At 61.9% G+C, this 21324-nt stretch carries 19 protein-coding genes; 6 read left to right on the top strand and 13 right to left on the bottom strand.

The features are described from left to right. The first annotated feature begins 804 nt into the window (after positions 1–804). The 5 genes from ACOSV0_RS27385 (at position 805) to ACOSV0_RS27365 (ending at position 3354) form a co-directional block, all read left to right on the top strand. Positions 805–1104 carry a hypothetical protein gene (locus tag ACOSV0_RS27385; protein ID WP_434115415.1) on the top strand — a complete coding sequence of 100 codons (300 nt, stop codon included), beginning with the start codon at positions 805–807 and terminating at the stop codon, positions 1102–1104. Between the two features lie 8 nt (positions 1105–1112). Beyond that, entirely contained in the window at positions 1113–1502 is a 390-nt protein-coding gene (locus ACOSV0_RS27380) for an HrpB1 family type III secretion system apparatus protein (protein ID WP_434115413.1), read from the top strand. Beyond that, on the top strand, positions 1499–2008 hold the full coding sequence (locus ACOSV0_RS27375; RefSeq protein ID WP_434115412.1) for a GNAT family N-acetyltransferase: 510 nt from the start codon (positions 1499–1501) through the stop codon (positions 2006–2008). Before ACOSV0_RS27380 ends, ACOSV0_RS27375 begins: the two co-directional genes overlap by 4 nt. A gap of 135 nt (positions 2009–2143) precedes the next feature. Beyond that, on the top strand, positions 2144–2644 hold the full coding sequence (locus ACOSV0_RS27370) for an HrpB1 family type III secretion system apparatus protein (RefSeq protein ID WP_434115410.1): 501 nt from the start codon (positions 2144–2146) through the stop codon (positions 2642–2644). 110 nt (positions 2645–2754) lie between these two features. Further along, positions 2755–3354 (top strand): hypothetical protein, encoded by a 600-nt coding sequence (locus ACOSV0_RS27365; protein ID WP_434115408.1) that lies wholly within the window; start codon positions 2755–2757, stop codon positions 3352–3354. 227 nt (positions 3355–3581) lie between these two features. Here ACOSV0_RS27365 and ACOSV0_RS27360 read toward each other — a convergent pair whose 3' ends face one another. The 3 genes from ACOSV0_RS27360 to ACOSV0_RS27350 all read right to left on the bottom strand — a co-directional run bounded on the left by ACOSV0_RS27360 (position 3582) and on the right by ACOSV0_RS27350 (position 6933). Next, a complete protein-coding gene (locus ACOSV0_RS27360) occupies positions 3582–5807 on the bottom strand; it encodes a S1/P1 Nuclease (RefSeq protein ID WP_434115406.1) in 2226 nt (741 codons plus the stop codon). A 197-nt stretch (positions 5808–6004) separates the two neighbouring features. Beyond that, complete coding sequence (locus ACOSV0_RS27355) at positions 6005–6529, bottom strand: arsenate reductase ArsC (RefSeq protein ID WP_434115404.1); 525 nt, start codon at positions 6527–6529, stop codon at positions 6005–6007. A gap of 134 nt (positions 6530–6663) precedes the next feature. Beyond that, a complete protein-coding gene (locus tag ACOSV0_RS27350) occupies positions 6664–6933 on the bottom strand; it encodes an acyl-CoA dehydrogenase C-terminal domain-containing protein (protein WP_434115403.1) in 270 nt (89 codons plus the stop codon). 95 nt (positions 6934–7028) lie between these two features. On the opposite strand from ACOSV0_RS27350, the gene ACOSV0_RS27345 reads away from it, so the two are divergent. Then, complete coding sequence (locus tag ACOSV0_RS27345) at positions 7029–7799, top strand: ParA family protein (RefSeq protein ID WP_434115401.1); 771 nt, start codon at positions 7029–7031, stop codon at positions 7797–7799. A gap of 91 nt (positions 7800–7890) precedes the next feature. On the opposite strand, the gene ACOSV0_RS27340 is transcribed toward ACOSV0_RS27345, so the two are convergent. From ACOSV0_RS27340 to ACOSV0_RS27295, 10 genes are all read right to left on the bottom strand, one after another. After that, on the bottom strand, positions 7891–9135 hold the full coding sequence (locus ACOSV0_RS27340; protein WP_434115399.1) for an acyl-CoA dehydrogenase family protein: 1245 nt from the start codon (positions 9133–9135) through the stop codon (positions 7891–7893). Positions 9136–9226: 91 nt separating this feature from the next. Further along, on the bottom strand, positions 9227–9991 hold the full coding sequence (locus tag ACOSV0_RS27335) for an SDR family oxidoreductase (protein ID WP_434115397.1): 765 nt from the start codon (positions 9989–9991) through the stop codon (positions 9227–9229). A 42-nt stretch (positions 9992–10033) separates the two neighbouring features. Next, complete coding sequence (locus ACOSV0_RS27330; protein ID WP_434115395.1) at positions 10034–11053, bottom strand: phosphotransferase; 1020 nt, start codon at positions 11051–11053, stop codon at positions 10034–10036. Positions 11054–11128: 75 nt separating this feature from the next. Further along, a complete protein-coding gene (locus ACOSV0_RS27325; protein WP_434115392.1) occupies positions 11129–11815 on the bottom strand; it encodes a histidine phosphatase family protein in 687 nt (228 codons plus the stop codon). 140 nt (positions 11816–11955) lie between these two features. Beyond that, a complete protein-coding gene (locus ACOSV0_RS27320; protein WP_434115390.1) occupies positions 11956–12855 on the bottom strand; it encodes a LysR family transcriptional regulator in 900 nt (299 codons plus the stop codon). A gap of 257 nt (positions 12856–13112) precedes the next feature. Then, positions 13113–14822, bottom strand: coding sequence for a thiamine pyrophosphate-dependent enzyme (locus ACOSV0_RS27315; protein ID WP_434115388.1), 1710 nt, complete (start codon positions 14820–14822; stop codon positions 13113–13115). 244 nt (positions 14823–15066) lie between these two features. Then, positions 15067–18168: an ATP-binding protein gene (locus ACOSV0_RS27310; protein ID WP_434115386.1), complete on the bottom strand. Its 3102-nt coding sequence runs from the start codon at positions 18166–18168 to the stop codon at positions 15067–15069. 164 nt (positions 18169–18332) lie between these two features. Further along, positions 18333–20087 (bottom strand): LuxR C-terminal-related transcriptional regulator, encoded by a 1755-nt coding sequence (locus ACOSV0_RS27305; protein WP_434115384.1) that lies wholly within the window; start codon positions 20085–20087, stop codon positions 18333–18335. Between the two features lie 192 nt (positions 20088–20279). Then, complete coding sequence (locus ACOSV0_RS27300) at positions 20280–20678, bottom strand: DUF3331 domain-containing protein (protein WP_434115383.1); 399 nt, start codon at positions 20676–20678, stop codon at positions 20280–20282. A 2-nt stretch (positions 20679–20680) separates the two neighbouring features. Continuing rightward, complete coding sequence (locus ACOSV0_RS27295; protein WP_434115381.1) at positions 20681–21271, bottom strand: helix-turn-helix domain-containing protein; 591 nt, start codon at positions 21269–21271, stop codon at positions 20681–20683. Between the last annotated feature and the right edge of the window lie 53 nt (positions 21272–21324).

Raw genomic sequence — 21324 nt, 5'->3', positions numbered from 1 at the left:
GTCCCGTCGTCTCGTCGTTATCTATTTGCACGAAAATGCGCTATGGATACCTTTTGCGCCCGCGCAAGTTTAGCTGGTAATAATTGGTTATTTCAATTGAAAAAAGGAAATTAGCGGAAACATTAATCGTAAAAAATATTCGCTCGCGAGTGCAAGTTTATTAAATTCGTGATAGGACGCGAGACCGAAAGCCGGCCAATTGCTGCAATACACAAATCATGCAGCGTTCGCATTGCAATGCCGTATCGGTCATCGCCCGCCACTGGCCTGGCGCTAAAAACCCTATCCTGTCGGCCTTATTTGAATACCGGATGCGATGTTGACGCGCCCGGATCGATGTCACACCGGATACTCATTGCCAAAGCGGATTCGCCGGACTCTTATTCTTACAATTGCATAACACTCATCCGGCCAATATATTGCACACCCGGCGTACCTATTTGCCCCGTCGTCATCATGGTGCCGTATCCCGTCGAACCGTTCTGAAGACCGCTCCAGAAAAAAGTTAAATAGCGGCTGTCCGGCCCACACAGAAGTATCCAATTCGCCATTAGCGGGCGAATTCACAGTCTTCTCAATATCCAGGAAAAAATCTTAAGGACGGCGCGCTCGACCGCCCCCTGTATCGGGCGCGATTTCCCACGACATTTCGTTCGGATTTCCGCACCCCGATTCGCAATACGCAGTGCCACCGGATACGGCGACGCTACATTGGTGACCGGGACGTTCACAAGAATTCTGTCTCGCAGGTTTTCTCTCCTTCGTCGAAGGAGGGCCATTTCTCTCGACATACAGGGATACACGATGAGCGCGATCGGCAAAGCAATTGAAGGTCTGGGAAAAGACATCGGCCATGCGGTTGAAGGCGTCGCCAGCGGTATCGGCAACGTCGTGAAAGGTGGTTTCGACCTGGCGAAAGGGGCATTGACGCTGAACCCGAAAGAAATGCTGGGCGGCGCAAAGGAAGCGGCCGGCGGCGCGTTCGGCGCGGTCAAGAGCGCGGCCGACCTGACGCCTGAAGGACTGGAAGCCAGCGCCGCGAACAATCTGCTCGACGGCGTGGTCAGCTCGTTCGGCGGCAGCAGCAATTCAACGGCTTCGTGAGCGACGTCATGCAAGCCGTCGACACACTCCATACGACCGGCGCGGCCGCGATGGCCGATGCCGTGGTCATCGCCATCAGGGAAAACCGTCTCGACGACGCCGACGCGCTGCTCGAGCAACTCTACGATGCTCATCCGGACGCGCGCGACCAGTTGGCGCTCCCTGTGATGATCGCCATCCAGCGCGGCCAGGCGACCGAGGCGTGGCAGCTCGTCAACGGTTTGCCTGATACGCAGCATCCCGAGTTGAAAGCGCTGTGCCTGCGCCTGCTGAAGGATCCGAGCTGGTACGGCTACGCCGAGGCTGCGCTCGATCATCCCGATCCTTATGTGCAGAAGGCGATGCGCAATCTGCTCGGCCGCTCCGGCGAGGAGGATATTCACGAGCTGTTACGATGAGCCGGTTGCGGCTCGCGGCCGAAGCGGATCTGGCGGTCTATTACGACGCCGATGCGCCCCGTTACGAAACGCCCGGCCAGAAGGCGCTGCAGATCGTCACCAAAGAGATCTTCATCGCCTATTACAAGGACTGCCCGTCGATCGGTTTCGTCTGCGACGACATGCCGATCGGCGGCATCATTTTCGACGGCGACGAGGCCCATATCGCCGTGCTGCCCGCCTATCGCGGACGCTGGGCGCTCTTGTTGCGGCCGGCGCTCGACTGGCTGTTCAGCCTGAAGGCCGAGATCGTCGTCGACGTGGAAATCGATAACCGTGTCTGTATCGAGTTCATGCGCCGCAACGGCTGGCCGGTGATCGGCGGCAAACCGGGCTGGCTGACTTACCGGATGACGCAGCAAGCGCGGCGGCATCGCGCGGCGAGCTCCGAAAGTTTTTCGCCGTCGCCGGGTTCGCCCGATGTGACGGACGACTTCGCTCAGCGCTCGTTTGGTTCGCATCGGTGAATCCGGGCTGCGGAGAATATTGCACACTGAAGTTGTCGGCCATGCCGGCGGCATGGACCGGGGAAGACGCGGCGAAGCAGGTAAAGCGGTACGTCACGGTCTTTTTATTGCAGTTTCCACACAGGTGACGAAATCGTGAATTACACAGCATGCAAGGACGATGTGGCGGGCGGACTCACCAAGGTACTGTGGACCGCGTCGCAACTCGACGATCTGTCCGACTTCGACGATCTGCTCGACGCGATCCGGGTGCTGCGGCCCCGCTGGACCGGCGCCGGCACGGTGGTCGCATGGCGCTATCTGCGCCGCCAGTCCTGGCTCGACGCATTGCGCGTGCTGGAGGACGACGACGAGGAGGCGAAACGCTCGGCGCTGCATTCGGCGCTGATGGCGGTCTGCCTGTTCGGCATGCAGGATCCGCTGTGGCAGAGCTATGCCCGCACGGCGGCGGAACAGCGCGAGCATCGTGAAGCGTCGAGCATCGGCGCCCGGCTGCTCGAGCGCGCGGCCAAACTGGACGGCAGCGTGCGCGCAGCAGAGTCGGCAGCCACGGAACCTGCTGCCGCAACGCCGGCCTGGCCGGCGGTATCGGCGGACACGGTCAGCCATATGCCGTCGAGCTGGGTGCGGGCGTGACGGGTTGACAGTGTTTGAGCCGCGCTTGAGTCGATGTCGGGATCGGTAGCGCCTCGTGCGTCACGCTGGGTTCAAGCGAAGACTTTCATCGTTTCATCGAGGAGTGGATCATGCCTTCTATCAAAGGATTGAACAGCGTAGCGGATGTAGCCGGCGCGGTTATCGAGAATTTTTCCAAAAAAGAGGGAACATCCAGAACGCCGGGTGCGCCCACGTCGTCGCCCAGCGGCCATTCGATGGGCGTGCTCAACGGTCTCGCGAGCAACAACCCGTTCGCGAGCACCAATCCGTTCAGGAACGGCATATCGTCACGGATGCGCGCCGCGCTGCCGACGATGACTGACGGCGGCGGCATGGCCAGGAACGTACTCGACACGGCGGCCTCCGTGGCGTCTCATCTGCCGGGGCCGATGGGAGCAATAGGCACGGTGGCTCAGGCCGGTTTGAACAAGATCGAGTCGTCGAAGACAGATACGCTTGGCGCCGTTGGGGACGCGTTGGGACAGGGCCCCGCTCCGTCGAGCACGACCGCCTCCGGCGACATGGATCAGGCAGCCATGCTGAAGCAGGCGACCGACGCCCAACAGAAAAACGCCGTCATGACGATGAAAATGAGCCAGTTGAGTCAGGAAGCGGAGCAGACCAGCACGATGGCCAGTTTTCTGACCACATTGAACAAGAACATGTGCAAGGCGCTGACGGGGCAGTAACAGCGAAGTTCGCACCGTGCCGCTCAGGGTCCAGTGGTAGCCGCTGCAACGCGCTGACGCATGTCGGATCGTGGGCACGCCTACGTGACTGTTTGGGGCGCTGATCGTGACTGTTACCCAGTGTACCCAGTGACCTTTACCCAGACAGCCGCACGGGAGCGCCGGACCCGCAGGTCGCCGTCATGGCGATCGCGCGCGAACTGGCCGCGCGCACCCGAGCACGTCGCCTAAAGCAACGAAGCAATCTTGTCCAGGGTCACCGACGGCACAAAATCCTTGTCCTGATAGACCTTGGCCAAATCCGTTTCCGCTATTTCGCGAGCGCCCGCCGGCAGTGACGTATCTGCCTTGACGAATGCGGCTTCCCACATTGCCGCAAGGTACCGGGCGCCGGCGCCCATCAGCTTTGCCGTATCGGTTCCAAAGGCGTCCCACAGACCGTCGACCACCCTCGCGGCACTGCCGCCACCGAGCCGGATGTATTCGTCAATGAGCGTCGCCGGAGGAAGAATGTCCGCTGCCTGACCCATCAGCGTTACCGTGGCGAACGCCGCATCTCGCCCGTCGGAGATAGCAGGAATCGCCCCCTTGAATTCCTGGGCCTGCGGAAGAATTTGCGGCAGCAGGTCAGCCGAGTGCCGGTCCACCATCTTGTCTTCATAGGTGGAATGAACGCCCTTGCCGGGCCACTTTTTGCTTGTAGCATCCGGCGCGTCCTTATATCCATCCGAACGATAGGAGCCGTGAAGCGGCTGACAGGCATCCCCAACGTAGTGGGCTAGCACGCCTGCCGCGCAGAGGAATCGGGTATCGTCTCGCGCCTTGAGCTGCCGAACCATTTCGTCGAAGATTTGCCACACGCGGAACGGCAGCAGGCCCTCCGAGCGGCTATTCGTTTGCCCCTCATCCGCATACCATTTCAACCACACGGCAACACTCATGTTGTCGATGCTGCTTAACGTGGTATCGCGCAGCGTCTTACCGTCCGCATTGGGCTGGTCGATGTCGGCGTAGTGGTTGGGATGTTCCGGGCCGGCGTTCTGCGCATAGTCCCGTCCACCAGGCGCGCGGGCCGACGTTTTCTTCCACACAAGGTCCGGCACATCGGCCAGCTCGACGAATTCGCCGTTGGTCAATTTTTCGCGAATCTGCTCCGGCGTCAGTTCGTTCGGGCGAAAGCTGATGCGCTCAAGGTTCGCCTTAAGGAAGTCCTGCAAGGGTCCATTTTCCACGGACTCAATCGCAGCGGTCGCGATGCTGTAGTGACCGGTTTGTCCCCAGTAGGGATTGGCGCCCGTGTTGTGGTCCCGAACCAGGTCGACGTCAAGCAGCTGGCAAGCGGTGCTGAGCCCCGTGGCCAACGCGTAGTTCAGACGCCGGTCGCCCTCGAGGAGCGACTGGCCGCCCCACTCCACCGCCAACGGATGCAACGTGGGGTTTTCTGCGTCGCCCGATTTCAGATACCACACCGTGCCCGAGTCGCCAGGCTGGGTTTGCGTCGAGTTCGCTGCCGGAGCGATGAGAAACTGCGAAACGTAGTCGTAGCCCGCCAGCGATTTGTGTCGATAGAAGAGCGCCTTGATGGTGCCCTCGAGCAATCCGGAAGCGCTGCCGAACGCCGTCACGAGCTGGTCGATAAACTGAAGGCTCAGGCTCAGTTCGTTGAGATCCGCGATTTCACCGGGTTCGCCTTTGATTCCAAAGGGCTGACTTGACCAATCGTTGACGTCGTGGACTTCGACCAGACCGATGTCTAGCGTGAGGTAACTGCGGCTCCCGGGAAACGCGGGAAAGACCGAAGTGAACGGTTCACGGGTCAACTGCCGCTCAGACGCGATGCCCACTTCAGCGACTGCGCCACGCAGTCGCGCCTTGACGGGACTGCCGGGTTCACCGCAAACGTGCCGGTTCGTGAGCGCATATGTGGTATGGCCGTCCGTGACGAGACATCCCACGCTTGCCGCCCGTTCGACGCCCTGCGCCTGCGCAAGCAGCGGACATCCTCCGCCGATATAAGTGGAGGGCCAGCGGGTATCGGCCGGGGCAGCGCTCGACGGCGCGCTCACCTGCACCGCGACCACGCAGACAGGCACTGCTCGGCCGTCCGGCATATAGAGCGTGCGCGGCACCATGTGGTCCGGGTCGACCTTGCCATGACCGAATTCCGTCGCATCCACCCAGTCCCGTACGAGGACGATGACTGCGGGCCACGAATACGGGCGCACTTCGGAGTTGTCGAATGTGCGGATGCCCTTCCCGGCGGGCGAACTGCTCTCATCGGATGCCGCACGCTCGCTGGGCCATGGGTCGTTTTTCCGAATCAGATACAGCCCAACAGCCGTGCCGACGACATTCGCCTTGTTGGACAGATGCCAATGGTACAAGTCTCTGGCTTCGAGCAAATCCTTCAACGAGAGACTCTGGAAGTTCTGCTGTGCGGACAGTGGGCTCATCTCGTCACCTTGGGAAGTTCGACCGGGAGTGGCCATAAGCTGCGCATTGCCGGTCGAAAAACTCCCGGCTCAGCGCTTTCGCGCTCAAGGTTGTACGAGCCATGTGACAGCTTCGCGAAAGCTCCGTGAACTCCGCTGCCAGCGTGGACGTTTTTATCATCCAGTGGCGTGTCAGTAGTTCGATCCCCCTGGACTACTCAGGAATCGTCATCGGGAGAGATGGCCGGCGGAGCGTGGTCGTCCATGGCATTAACTGCCGCACGCTGTTCGAGCGGCCTCATTGAATGCAGAGGAAGCGCAACAAAGAGGCTGACGCGACGCAGAATCTGACGGAACACCTGCTCGAAAGCGCGTTTGCGTTCTGCATCGGTTCCTGTGACAGCCAGCGGATCGGCGAAACTCCATTGGCAGAACGTGGGATTTCCAGAGAATGACGGCGCGTGAGACTCACCCGCTTCATCGCACATAGCGATAATCACGTCCATTTCCGGCGCGGATGGGCCGACAAAGTGTTCCCAGCTTTTCGGCCTTAGCTTGCCCACCGATGCAATCGTTGGGCGTAGCTGCTCAAGTGTCAACGGATGCACATCGGCCGTCGGCTCAATACCTGCGCTGAACGCATTGAATCTGTCGCCGCCCAGTTCGCGCAGCAGCGCCTCGGCCATGATGCTACGGGCCGAGTTGGCGCGACATAAAAACAGCACATTGTATTTTTGAACCATGGAAACCCCCGTCATATTTTGGCCAATAAGTTATGCGAGAATTTTGACGGCCAAGTTTTGCGTATCCATGACATATCTTCAGTAAAAACGTGTCGCCGGCGCATCGACGCATCGGCGTATTTCTGAACCACCGCCTAGAACTGCTCGATCGCCAGGCCCGCCCCACTCGATGCGCCGCTGCGTATCGTCTCCAGAAGCGCATTCGCTTTGGGCAAAACCTTGTCGGCATAAAAGCGCACCGTGGCAAGCTTGGTGCGATGAAAATCCGGGTCCTCACCCGCCTGGCTTTTGCTCGACGCAACCAGCGCTGCGCGGCCCATCTGCCAGCCCCCGCACACGTAGCCGGTCAGCATCAGATAGTCGACGGAACTGGCAAGCGCTGAGTCGGCGCGACTGCAGCGCAAGTACGGCCGTGGAGGCCGGGCTAAGGGAAGTTCCGCCAGGGTAAGCTGTATCTTTCGCAAGTTCTCGCTAGTTCTCGCAAAAAGGGGCAAACCAGATGCGGCGTGTCGTCTTCAATCAGAAGGGTGGCGTGGGTAAATCGACCATCGTATGCAACCTGGCGGCGATCAGTGCCAGCGAGGGATTGCGCACCCTGGTCATCGACCTCGATCCTCAGGGCAATTCCAGTCAATACCTTCTCGGCGAGCAGGCGAATGGACTCAAGCCGAGCGTGGCGGACTTCTTCGAAACGGCGCTGAGTTTCAGCTTCAAGCCCACACCGGTCTCGACCTTCATCCATCCCACGCCGTTCGAGAACCTCGATGTGATGCCCTCTCATGCCGAGCTTGACGCGTTGCACGGCAAGCTCGAATCACGCTACAAGATCTACAAGCTACGCGATGCCCTGAACGAACTGGATGCGTACGACGCGATTTATATCGACACGCCACCGGCCCTGAATTTCTACACCCGCTCCGCGCTGATTGCGGTCGAACGCTGCCTGATCCCATTCGACTGCGACGATTTTTCTCGTCGCGCGCTCTATACGCTGCTCGACAACGTCAAGGAAATTCAGCAGGACCACAATGCCGATCTGGAAGTCGAAGGGATTGTGATCAACCAGTTTCAGCCTCGCGCGAGCTTGCCGCTCCAACTGGTCGAGGAACTGGTCAGCGAGGGCTTGCCGGTGCTGGAATCCCGGCTGTCTTCTTCCGTGCGGATTCGCGAATCGCACCAGCACGCCAAACCGATGGTTCACCTCGATCCACGGCATAAGCTTGCACTGGAATTCATGGCACTGCATCGCGAGCTGATTGGGGAAGCCTGATAGACGAAGGCCGGCAGATGCGGCTCGGCGGGACGCGCTGGAAACCCAGGGCGCGCCCCGCCGGATCATGCGTTGAAACGCGCGCGATGCCTTATACCGGCGTCGTCAGGTAAGGATTGCCCTTGCCCGGCTCATAGTGATGCGTCTTGAGTTCCATCCGTGCAATGCTCTGCAGATGGACCTCGTCCGGGCCATCCGCGAACCGCAATGCACGGCCCCACGTCCAGCTATCGGCCAACGGCGTGTCGGGGCTCAGGCCCATCGCGCCGAACACCTGCATCGCCCGCTCGCACACGGCGGTGTGAACCGTCGGCACGAGCGCCTTGATCATCGAGATTTCTTTTCGCGCGTCTTTCGCACCCACGTTATCGATCATCCACGCGGCCTTGAGCACAAACAGCCTTGCCTGATCGATTTCGATTCTGGACTTCGCGATCCACTCGGCAACCGTCCCGTGTTCGAACAATGTCTTGCCGAACGCCGTGCGCGCCTGGGCCCGCTCCACCATCAACTCGAGCGCCAGTTCCGCGGCGCCGATCGAGCGCATGCAGTGATGAATCCGCCCCGGCCCAAGACGCGCCTGCGCCAGTGCAAAGCCGCTGCCCTCTTCACCGAGGAGATTCGATCGCGGCACGCGCACGCCTTTGAATTCGATCTCGCAGTGGCCTTCCGGCGCCACGTGATTGACCACCGAAATATTGCGGATCACCTTGACGCCGGGTGTGTCGCGGGGCACGAGAATCATGCTCTGCTGACTGTGGCTCGGCGCGTCCGGATCCGTTTTGCCCATCACGATGAAGATCTGACAATTCGGATGAGCTGCATTCGTGATGAACCACTTGCGGCCGTCGATGACATAGTCGTCCCCGTCGCGACGAATCGACGTGGTGATATTGGTTGCGTCCGAGGAAGCCACCGCCGGCTCCGTCATCGCAAACGCCGAACGGATCTTGCCGTCGAGGAGGGGCTTGAGCCACTTCTCGCGCTGCGCGGGCGTGGCGAACATATGGAGCAGCTCCATATTGCCCGTGTCCGGCGCGTTGCAGTTGAACACCTCGGACGCCCACGACACCCGACCCATGATTTCGGCCAAGGGCGCGTACTCGAGATTGGTCAGGCGGGTACCCGGCTCGTCATCGCGCAGATGTGGCAGGAACAGATTCCAGAGACCCTCTTCGCGCGCCTGCTCCTTCAAGGTCTCCATAAAGGAAACCGGATATTGACCGGAGCTCACTTCATCGTGCCATTGCCGGATGCGCGGAACGATGTGCGTATCCATGAACGCCCGCACCTGGGTGCGCAGCGCTTCGACTTTCGGGCTGTATGCAAAGTCCATTTTTACTCTTCCCTAATCTGATTGATGTCGTCGAGGCATGGGTCAACCACACAGCAAACAGCGCGACTAATACCGTGCCTCGACCCCATGACTAGATCGTCAGTCCACCGTCGACGACAACACACTCTCCGTTGGTATAGCTCGCAGCGTCGGACACCAGGTACAGCACGGTGCCCGCCATCTCACGCGGTTCTGCATGGCGTCGCAGCGGAATCTGCGATACCCAGCTCTCATACGTGGCCTGATCCGCGAACAGCGCACCCGCAAAGCGGGTTTTGGTCAGTCCGGGGAGCAGCGCGTTCACCCGAATCCCCAACGGCCCGCACTCCTTTGCAAAGGCCCGTGTCATGTTGACAACGGCGGCCTTGGTGATCGAGTAGATGCCCTGTTTGTCGCCAGGCTGCAATGCATTGACCGAAGCCGTGTTGACGATCGCACCGCCGCCGTTCTCACGCATCAACTTGCCCGCCTCGACGGACATGAAGAAGTAACCGCGCAGATTGACTTCCACCGTCTTTTCGAAGGACGACAGATCGGTATCGAGAATGTGGCCAAAATACGGATTGGTCGCCGCGTTGTTGACGAGAATGTCCAGGCGGCCATGCCGTGCCCGAATATGCTGAAAGATCGCGAGGATGTCCTCGAGACGCCCCACGTGGCACGGGTGTGCTTCGGCACTCCCGCCCGCCTCCTTGATCTCGCGCGCAACGGATTCACAATCGTCCTGCTTGCGGCTCGACACAATCACATGGGCGCCCTGCTCTGCGAGCAGTTTGGCGATCTCCTCGCCGATACCTCGGCTCGCGCCCGTCACCAGCGCAATCTTTCCACTCAGGTCAAACAAATTAGTAGTCACGATCTGCATTCCTATTTCTATGTTCCTATTTCCTGCCTGCCTTCAGATCAGGTCGATGCCCATCTTCGCAAGTGCTCCGGCCATCTCCCCCACCTGCCGCGCTTTTTCGTTCGATGCGTTGCCGCTCAAGGCCCGCTTCTTCACGCCCTGCGCGATCGCGGCGAGCCGGAAGAAGCTGAACGCCAGGTAGAAGTTCCAGTTCTCAATCGACGGAATTCCGCGCAGCGCGCAATACCGCTCGACGATCGACGCCTCGTCCGGCACGCCCAACGCCGCTCGATCCAGCCCTGCTAGTCCCGCGATATGGCTGCCGGGCGGAAGCCGCAAACACATGCAGAAGTACGCGATGTCGGCCAACGGATTGCCGAGCGTGGAGAGCTCCCAATCGAGAACGGCACGGACTTGCGGCGCGTCGCGCATGAAGATGATGTTGTCGATACGGAAGTCGCCGTGCACGAGCGCAGGCTTTCCCATTTCTGCCGGACAGTGCGCAGGCAGCCACTCGATCAGCAACTCCATCGCCGCCAAGGTATCGGTCTGCGCGGCGCGATATTGCCTGGTCCAGACGTCGATCTGACGCTCGAAATAGTTGCCCGGGCGGCCGTAGTCGGACAATCCGGCCTGGTCGATATCCACGTCGTGGAGAGCAGCCATTGTGCCGATCAGTGCGTCATAGACGGCGCCGCGCTCCTCGACGGGTACTTCAGGCAGCGCCGGGTTCCAGAAGATTCGCCCGTCCTCGTAGCTCATGACGTAAAACAGGCTGCCGATAACCTCGCGGTCCTCGCACAGGTGATAAGCGCGAGCGACAGGAACCGGTGTCCGGCCGAGCGCCGATATCACGCGAAACTCGCGATCGACCGCATGCGCGGCCTTGAGCAGATCGCCGGGCGGTTGACGCCTCAGCACGTAGCTTCCGCTTTGCGCCTTCAGGAGAAACGTCGGATTGGATTGTCCGCCGGGAAATTTCCCGACGGACATCGGCCCTTGAAACCCAGGTACGTGCGCAGTCAGATAACGTGTGAGATCGTCGATGTCGAATTGGAGGCTTGGGTGGTTCATGTTGCTTCCCCTTCGGGGGGCAGCGAACGTAAGTGAGCGTGGGGGTCGTTCATTGAGTGGAAATACCGGTGTAGGTCAGCCATAGGTGACAAATTCACGCCTCTCGGCATGTTCGAGATGCGGCACTGAATTGAAACTGACTAACGACATCGCCTTGTCGTTAAAGACATATTGGCAAACGCTGCTGTTTCGAATCTGCAGGTTCAGTGCAATCGCGGTCGCAGCGGGTGTCTGCAAAACCTGCTGGGCAGTGACCGCGATCGGACCACCCGAACTCACCACCAGAACGCGCCGGCCGCCGGCCCGCTGGATGTCGCTGCGCGCACGCTGGACACGTGTCTGGAATTGCTGCCATGTCTCTGGAACGGCGCCCGGCAAGCGGTCATCGGCCCAGAGCTGCAGCACGTGCCGGAGCCCTTTGTAGAAGTCTTTTTTTGAACGGGTGGCCGACAGACCCGCGGACAAACCTGACGGCGAACCCTCGTCGCCCAGGGCCGCGAACAACGCTTCGAAATCGTATTCGTTCAAACCCGCGTCTTGCGCGAGCTCGATTGGCGGGCCGCCCATGGCGGCGAGAATGGCGTCAGCGGTTTGCCGATGCCGCTGCATCGTGCCAATGACAACGCGATCGAACCGCAAGTCCGCCTGCGCGAAGTACTCGCCGAGCCAACTCGATTGGGTATGACCGGAGGGTGATAGCGCGTCGTAGTTTTCAGCGCCGAAAGACGCCTGACCATGCCGCACAAGATAGAGTTCTGCCATGCCATCCTCGCTTCAACATGGCTAGCAGAATACCCAGCGCCGGATCATTCAGGAAATTGATTATTGTGATAGTCGGCTATAAATTTTCGTGACACTGGACGTGGGTAGCCCCTGTGTCCCGTATGCCCCGCCGGCCCGCGCTACTGGTTCATTTCTCGCATAAGACGGCCAACCTGCTCGCGCAACCAACGATGAGCGGGGTCCCCCGTCACGCTTCGATGCCAGTAGCCATGCGACTGAAGATCCGGCAGATCGAACGGCAGTGCCAGGATTCGCGCGTCGTAGCGCTTGAGGAGCACAAGCGGCGCCGTGAGCACGAGATCGGTTCGCATCGCGATCAACGGGGCGACGAGATAGTGTTGAACCCGCGTCTGAATCGATCGCCTGACACCCAGCCTGGTCAGTTCCGCATCGACGAGACCCGATCCTTGCGGGCGGCTGGATACGTGAATATGACCGAAGCTGAGGTAGTCGTCGATCGTCAGCTTCTTCTTTGTAAACGGATGGTCGCGACGCAGCATGCATGCATAGCGGTCGCGGCCCAGCGGCTCCTGTTCGAGGTAGGGATCGTCGATCAGCGGCGCGTCGATCGCGAGATTGACCGCACCGCTGGCCAGCGCTTCCGGCACCTCTTTACGCGTGGTGAAGTAGCTCTCGATGCGAATGCCGGGCGCCAGTCGCTGCAACACTTCCTCAAGCGCGGGCAGTAGAAGCGCCTCCGTCAGGTCGGTCATGCTGAGCCGGAACGTACGCTCGGACGTGGCGGGATCGAAGCGTCCGCCGACGTGCGTACTCGAGTCGAGCAACTGCAGCGCCTCGCGAACCTGGCCGATGATGTTTTCCGAAACGGGAGTCGGCATCATGCCGGCCGACGTGCTCACAAACAGTTGATCGTCGAAGGTTTTGCGCATCCGCGCCAATGCATTGCTGACAGCAGGCTGAGTGATGAACAGCATCTCCGCTGCGCGCGTCAGGTTTCGTGTCCGGTAGACGGCTTCGAATACAACGAAGAGATTCAGATCAACCTTTGACAAACGCATTTTCAAATTCCCCGACGCCACTCTAACTGTATTGTCGACTCCTCCTGTTCACGCGCACGCGTCGGCGCAAGACGACAATCGGCGTGGTATCACGGAGCAACCCCGGCGAGTCTACTCCTGCCAGTGCAAGACAGCCAAACCGGGGCCAGGCAAGGGCCACACAAGGACATGAGGACGCTTCGCGCACACCGGTCCCTCGGTTCCGCGCGATCGTAAAGGCGGTGATCGATCCACCGCCGCCCCTGCCCCAGCACGTCCTACAAGTTTTCGCGGATCATCGCGAACACGTCGGCGGACTGCCCCTGCAGCATGGCTTTCGCTGAATACAGAACCATGCCGTACGCAGCACCCCACTCGATCTTGGGCGGCATCACGAGCGTCATCGTGTCGACCTTGACGTTCAGCAGCGCGGGGCCCGGCTCGTTCAACCATGCGATGACGGCCTCTTCGAGCTCATCGGCTTTCGATACCGTGCGTCCCCACAAGCCGATCGCCTCGGCAACTTTGCCGAAGTCCGGATTTTGCAGACCCGTATAAAGCGGGAGCATGCCTTCGGACTTCTGCTCGATGTCGATAAATCCCAACTTGCCGTTGTCGAACACCACCACCTTAACGGGCAGCTTCTCCTGCACGACCGTCATGAGTTCGCCGAACAGCATGGCGAGGCCACCGTCGCCGGACATGGAAATCACCTGGCGTCCAGGCTGGCACTTCTGCAGACCCATTGACATCGGCAGGGCCGCCGCCATCGTGCCGTGCAGCAGACTCGAAAACACCCGGCGTTTTCCATTCGTGTCGATATGGCGATAAAGCCAGACCGTCGGCGTGCCATCGTCGGCGCAGAAGAGCGCATCGCTCGCTGCGTGCCGGTTGAGCAGTTCGGTCAGATAGATGGGCGGAATCGTTCCGCGGTTGGACGCAACCGCCTTCGACCGATGAGTTTCCACCGCGCGGGCATGCCGTTCGACGAGCTTGTCGCGGAACTCGGTCGACGTACGCGGTTTAAGGCGCGGCAGCAACGCCTCCATCGTCGACTTGATATCGCCAACCAGGCCCAGCGTGACCGGATGCCGGCGGCCGAGATGATCGGGCGCCATGTCGATCTGAACGATTTTGGCTTTGTCCGGATAGAACTGCCGCCATGCGAAATCCGCGCCCAGCAGCAGCAAGGTCTCGCATTCGGACACGGCCAGATAGCCTGCTTCGCCGCCGATAATGCCGGTCATGCCGACGTTGTACGGGTTGTCGTGTTCCAGCGCGTCTTTGGCGCGGGACGTGTGCGCAATGGGCGCCTTGAGCCGCTCGGCAACCGCCATGATTTCCGCGTGCGCGCCACGGCATCCGGAGCCACCGTAGATCGCAATCTTCTCACCCGAATTGAGGATGTCGGCGACACGGTCGAGGTCCGCGTCACTCGGCCGGACCACCGGCACGTTCGTGTGGACCGAATACGGGACGTTATCGCTAGCGTCAGCATGGGCGATGTCGACCGGAACGATCAGCACGGCGACGCCACCTTTTGCAATCGCGGTCTGACAGGCAATCACGGTTTTGCGCCGCGCCTGCTCCGGCGTAATGATCATGTCGCAGAACACGCTGCACGATCCGTAGATCGCCTTGAAGTCGACTTCCTGCGGAAAGTTGAAGCCGAGTTCCTCGCTCGCCACCTGGGTCGCGATCAGGATAACCGGCGCCCGATTGCGGTTGGCATCCACGAGGCCGTTGATAAAGTGAAGGCTGCCGGGGCCGCAGCTTCCCGCCACGGCCGTGAGATTGCCGGTCAACATGGCTTCGGCTTCGGCGGCGAATGCCCCCGCCTCCTCATGACGCACATGGACCCACTCGATGTCGCTCTCATTGATGTGATGAGCAATGAGATTCAGCGTGTCGCCTACGATACCGTAGCAATGTTTGACGCCCGCCGAGGCGAGCGTATCCACAATGATTTCGGCAACTTTCCTGCTCATATCGGCTCTCCTGAAAGTGCTCCATGCATTAAATGATCCGCTGCCGATATGAACCGCGCGACCGGCGTTCGTTACTTCTGGTCGCGCTGATTTCATCGGTGGGGATTCACTTATCTTGCATCGACACCTTCCCGGCCGATATCACCCTGCGGGGGGATCGGTGCAATCACGGCTCCCCCGCCTCTCGTGCTTCATGCCTGACGCTTCATGCTTCATGCCTCGTGCCTCACGCTTGAAGCACGTGTCAGCTTGCTGAAAGAGCGAGCAGGCGCTGGCCGATCTGACCGCCACGCGGCAAGGAATTCGACAGCCGCTCGAGCGTCGACCTGAAATGGCGCTGTTGCACATCGGCCTGTTCGGCGTCGCCGTGAGCCTCGTGAATCGCCGTTGCCGTGCGATGAAGCCGCCAGTCCACCAGCGGCGTTTCGAAGCCTTCCGTGACCGCGAACGCCGCGTTGATATGCTCGTGTGCCATAACCGGATCGCCACTCGCAAGCGCCACTCGCGCAACGACTTCCCAGGCGAGTGCCTGCCATGTGCGGTCTTCGGTAGCGAGGGCGAGCCTGAGGAACGCCTGGGCGTGAGATCTCGCGGTGTGATGGTCGCCCGCCATCATCGCGGCCTCGGCGGTACCCCATTCGATTGCCAGCCGCCAATACCAGTCGAACATGATCGGCGTGGCGTCCATCTGACGTTGTGCTTCAGCGAACAGCGACAAGGCGCGTGCGCCGTCCTCCAATCCGATATACGCGAGGCCCGCGAGCACGATGCACGCACGGTGTTGCACGGGCAGCAATGCGCCTGAGTCGGGCTCCACCACCTGATCGGACGAGTTCGAAGCCGGCACGAAGCGTTCGTACATTTCAATGATCGACTCGTAGTCCATCGTATGGACGAGCAACCAGCCTCGATAGACCTCGAGCGTGCGGGCCGCAAAATAGTCGCCGTTCTCGTGGAATGAAGCCATACCCTGGGCAAACGATTCCGTCGACCGGCCTAACTCGCCAAGGAAAAGCTGGGCCCACGCCGTACCCAGCCGGAGCATCCACGTCGCCCGCGCGAGGTCGAAGCCCGGATGCTCCACCGCATGCTCAAAGAGAATCTGGTAATTCGCCCGCACCGTGCCGAGCGCTTCGCGATACCGGGTGGAAATGATGCACAGCATGCTGTGTTCCATATTCGCGCGGGCGATCAGCAAGGGATCCCCTGTCTCGCGCAGCGCCCGCATCGCCGTCTCGCACTCGGTCAGGTCGGCATGCGACCAGCCATCGGTCCAGATACGGCGTACGTAGGCACTCACGCGCACCAGCGCACTGACGCGCAAGTCGGGATGCGATGCGCTGAGCGCCAGCGCTTCGTTTAGCATCTCGATGCAACGTTGTCTGTCGCTCCAGCTAAACACGTAAGCGAGGCCGAGCATGGCGCGCAATTGCGCATCGAGCCGGCCAATCGCGCGCGCCTGCTCGTCCAGTTCGATCCAGGCGGCCTCGGCGCGCGGATCATGGGCTGCCGCGTAAAGCGACGCGCGCGCCTCGGCAAACTCAAAGCTTTTCAGCGGACGCAAATCGGCCGGCAACCTGGTGGTGAGCGAAGCGGCAAAGTCGAGAATCGACTGCGCCTCGCGATACGCAAAGCGAACCTTCGCGGTTTGCAGCGCAATGCGGAGATAGTCGATCGCCTTGAGCCAGTCTTGCGCGTCGGCGAAATGATGGCCGAGTTCGTCAGCCACCTCCGCGCGCTGATCGCGAGCATAGAGGGCTTCGAGCCGTTCCGCGATTTGCCGATGCAAACGGGAGCGGCGAGTCAGCCCTTGGCGTCCATAGAATGCGTGACGAACGAGAGCATGGTCGAAACAGAACATCGCCGCCGCGCTTCCGTCAGGTAAGCGCTTCACTCCGCTACGTTGAATAAAGCGTTGGGTGCGTGCCAGAGCCTCGCACAGATCGTCGAACTGTTCCGCCGACAGACCCGCGGCCTCGGCCACGGTCGCCGATGAAAAAGAGAGCCCCGCCACGCTGGCGGCTTCAAGCAGATTCCGCTCGTCGGCGCCGAGGCGCCGGATTCTGTCTTCGAGCGTCCGGGTGATCGTATGTGGCGCCGCCGCGCCGATCGCCGCGAGCGGCGCCAGCGGCCGCCAGCCCGTCGCCGTCTTGCGGAGCATGTTGCGCTCCACGAGATCGGCAAGGGTCGCCCGCATAAACAGCGGATTGCCGCCGCAACGCTGCGCGATGAGATAAGACAGTTCTTCTTCGGCAGGGTCGGTGTGATCGCGGTCGGTCAGCCACGCCACCACCGCATCGCGCGGCAACGGACCCAGCGTCAGCTCGCGGCATAGGCCCCTTAGCGCCAGCTCGTGGTGCAGTTGCTCGATGGGATGTTCGGTCAGCACCGCCTCGTCCGGCCGGTAAGTGACAACAACCATCAGACGCAGCGCGCCGGGCTGGCGCGCCAGTGCCGCCAGAAAATCGATGCTTGAGAAGTCGGCCCAATGAAGGTCTTCGAAGATCAGAAGCAGCGGTTGCGTCTGCGTCAGAGCGCTCAGCAAGCCCCGGATCTCCCGCAGCATGCGTTCGCGCGACGCGCCAGGAAGCTGCCGGTGCAGGGACTCGCGTACCTGACTCGCCACCTGACCGGGGAGCTGCCATGCCCACGTGGGCGCCAGCGTCACCAGCGCTTTCACGACTTCGCTGCCGCCGCTTCCCTGGCAAAGCTGGCCGAGCGCCTGCAGAACCGGATAGAACGGCTCCGTGCCGCCATAGCCTTCGACGCAATGCCCTTCGGCAACCCACGCATCGTCACGTTCGAACCGTTGGGCGGCAACGAACTGCCTGAGCAACGCTGTTTTGCCGATGCCCGGTTCACCGGTAACCACCACGATCTGAGCGTTTCCAGAGCGGGCCTGGTCCATGGCGACACGCAGCTGCTGCAGTTCGCTCGTGCGTCCGGCAAAGCGGCCGAAACCCTGCTCGCTGACGGCCGGCACCGGCTCCTTTGCAGCGCTCTCGACGGGCGCGACGAAACGATAGCCGCGTCCGCGCAATGTTTCGATGTAGCGAGGGCGCTGCGCGCTATCGCCGAGCCGCGCCCGGATCATCTGTATGTGGCTCTTCACGACTTCGGGCTGCACGTGCACATCGGGCCACACGGCTTCGAGCAGCGCGTCATGGGTAATCAGCGCACCGCGATTCTCGATCAGAAACCGCAACACGCCGAAGGTCTTGCGCGTCAGGTCGATCCGCCCGGTTGTCGTGCCGGAGGCATCCAGCCGCCAGAGACATTCGTTCACCGTATCCAGACGAAAGCCTTCAAAACTGACCGACGATAAGCTGCTCGAATGAGCCTTCATGTCAACCTTGCTCCTCACGCCTTTATCCAACCCTCTGAAGAACACACGCGTCCGCCTGCCGGGACGAGACGCACATTTTTCCCGTCAGGGTAAGGTGTTCGCGGTTCGGAAGGGTGATTTTCTGGTCCTGATTGTGCAAAGGGATGCTCCACTCTCGAAGCGGGTTAATCGCCGGCATGCCCGCATCCGGATAGCCGGACGAGACCCAGGCGGCTCGCCAGCGTCACCGCTTCGATCCGGTTCCTCACCGAGAGCTTCGAATACAGATGCTTGGCGTGCGACTTCACTGTCTCGGGCGCGATGCACAGCCGGATCGCAATTTGCTTGTTGGTCAGTCCACGCCCCATCAGTCCGATGATCACGCGTTCGCGCTCGCTGAGGCCCATGGCGGCCACCGACCCTGCGAGGTCCCGCGCCGTATCGCACGCCGGTTGCGCATGGGCGACGCCACGCCGGCGTCGCGACATTAAGGCGCCTGCGTAGGGAAGCAGTTCGCGGACGTCGCCGGCCGGCACGATCGACCCGCGCACCACCCCGTCGATCAGTTTCGCCACGCGCTCGCTGCAGTCGACGAGCGTCTGCTGCAGCCCCGCCGAAGCCGCCTGCTTCAGCAGCGTGACAAGCGCCTCGACCGCGTCATCGCGCAGACCGGCGACCAGCAACGCTTCGATCAGCAACAGCATGATCGTCACCGCGCCGTATCGATCGCGCCTTAGAACGGTATCGCAATGGAGCTGCCGCAGCGCTGCGAGATCGACCGCGGCGGATATCTCGATGGGCGCCTGAGGGAACGCGGGAGCACATGTTTGTGAATGCGTCTGGGCGAGCGCAAGCCGCGCCTGGGTGAGCACGTGGTAGCGCGCGATCTCGAAGCGCGCGCTGCTGCTGGCCGCGCCGCATTGCCCGGCCAGCACGGCGAGCCGTTGTGCGCAGAGCGCCGCCTGGTCGAGGCGATCCGCGGCGACGAGCAGCTCGACCTGCTGCGCGACGCTGGCGGCGCGCAAGCGCGGCCAGTTGCGCTTGATCCCGAGCGCGTCCGCCTCGGCCAGCAACAGGAGCGCCTGCCCCGGTTGCTGCCGGTTGGCCGCGATGCGCGCAAGCAGTCCGTAAGCGCGCACCGCGCCTTCGATCGTACCGCCCTGGCGGATTCCCGGCAGCCGTGCCGCGACCAATGCCTCGCTCTCGTCGACGCGGCCTTCCTCGTACAGCACTTGCGCCATCACGCAGGCAGGCAGCGCGTCGATTGCCGCCGGACCGGCCCCGAAACGGCGCGCGATAGCGAGCGCGTCGTCGGCCAGCAGGCGCGCGGCATTGAAATGCATCTGACCGAATTCGATCGCGGCATCGAGCGCAAGGTCGAGCATTGCGGCGATCGCGCGCAGCCGGCCCGGCCGCCCGTCCGGCGCGCGGCGTTCCACCGCGTGGAAACTCTCGGGGTCGCCCAGGCGCAAGTAAGCGCCGCGGCACACCGTCAGCGCGACGTGCGCGGTGGGCGTTGCGGTGCCGAACCGCAGCGCGGAAAGCGCGGCGGCCAATGCGGCCCCCGCGTCGTCCTGCAGCATGAGCGACGCGGCCCGCACCGCCGCGATCTCGCAACGCACCGCAAGCGCAACCGGGCCCGTCAGCAAACCGACCTGCCCTTCGGCCCGCTGCGCGCTCAGCAGCGCTTCGGCGGCCTCGCCGCGGATCACCATCTGCCACGCGCGCGCAAGATCCGGATGGGGGCGCGCTACACTCACCGCAGGCCGTTCCCGGCCGACGCGCGCCAACGACTGAACTTCCTCGGCGGACACCCGCGCGGGCGGCACGACATGAAGCGCCCGCGTCACGAGCGCTTCGGACTGCCCTCGCGCCGGCACCGCGCGGGGCTGAAGATGCCCCGCTTCCTGATGAATTTCGCGGACAAATGCCTCGTTCATTTCTCGCTCCGTCGGACATCCGATCGTCACAATCGCTGGACGAACACAATACCGTCCAGACTAGACATGACCGTCCGGAAAAGCGTGATGATTCGGTTCTTTTTTGGTAAAGGATGGGTCGTTGTCCGGTATTGCCTGGACTGCAACCGAAACGAAAGCGATCAATACCGGGGTTTGTAATGCGGACAACGATCAACCAGGTGACACGCGCTCGACCTCCGAGGCCAGCATCATCGCGGCCGCGTTGACGGGCCTCGGCCGCCCCTGCCGTGGACGGTAGACCGCGTCGCCGGCCTTGATCGGCGCGCCCGACAACGCGCAACGACCGCGCCGCCGCGAGACGCCCACCCGCCATAACTGATCGCCGTAGCGGCAGGACGTTGCATCGCACCAGTACACGACCACGACCTTCGTCGAAACGCGATCGAGCACGCGCACCACGCATTCGCGGCACGCGTCGGTTTGCGCCGCCCGCACCTTTGCTGCTTCGACGCCAGGCGTCAGCCGGCTCGCGGCCCCCTCCCACGAGCCTCCGTCGAGCAGGCGCAACGCGGCGCACCAGCATGCATCATCCGCCAGATCGGTCTGCATGATCACGCTCCGGTGTCGCCACGGCGCGGGTCGATCGCTGCGACCGGCTCAATGAACGGTTCCTCGTCGCGCATGCGGGTCCGCCAGCTATTGGGCGGCTCGCCGACCATCCGCCCGAAGACAGTCGTAAAGTGCGCATGCGACCCGAAGCCGCAACTGAGCGCGACGTCGAGCACGCCTAGCCCCGACGAGCGCAGCAGCATCTGGGCATGTTCGATCCTGCGCCGCAGCAAATACGCGTGCGGCGAGTAGCCGGTCGCCGAACGGAACTGCGCGGCGAAATGCATGCGGGTGAGTCCGGTGCTGGCGGCGACATCGGCCAGTCCGATCGGCTGCGCGAGATTCGCTTCGATAAAGTCGAGCGCGCGCCGCAAACGCCATCTCGGCAGCGACGCCGCGCGCCGCGCGGACGGCCGCGTTTGCTCGGCGGCCCGCGCCACGAGGCGCGCGACGATCGCATCGCAGACACTGTCTGCGTGGAGCCGATGGGACGCGCCGGCAAGCGGTTCGGCCTCCTCGAGCGCGGTCCCGCTGTCGGCGGCACAATCTGCCGCTTCGTTGCCGCACGCTGCATTCAGTGTTTGCATAAACATGTGCGCCTCCGCGGGGCGTAAGTCGACGGCCCCTATCTTGCGCAGTCTGGCGG

Origin of the sequence: Paraburkholderia caffeinilytica (assembly GCF_051027425.1) — a bacterium.
Lineage (GTDB): Bacteria > Pseudomonadota > Gammaproteobacteria > Burkholderiales > Burkholderiaceae > Paraburkholderia > Paraburkholderia caffeinilytica_A.
Note: the sequence above shows the minus strand (reverse complement) of the source record. Positions and strands in the feature narration are given on the sequence as shown.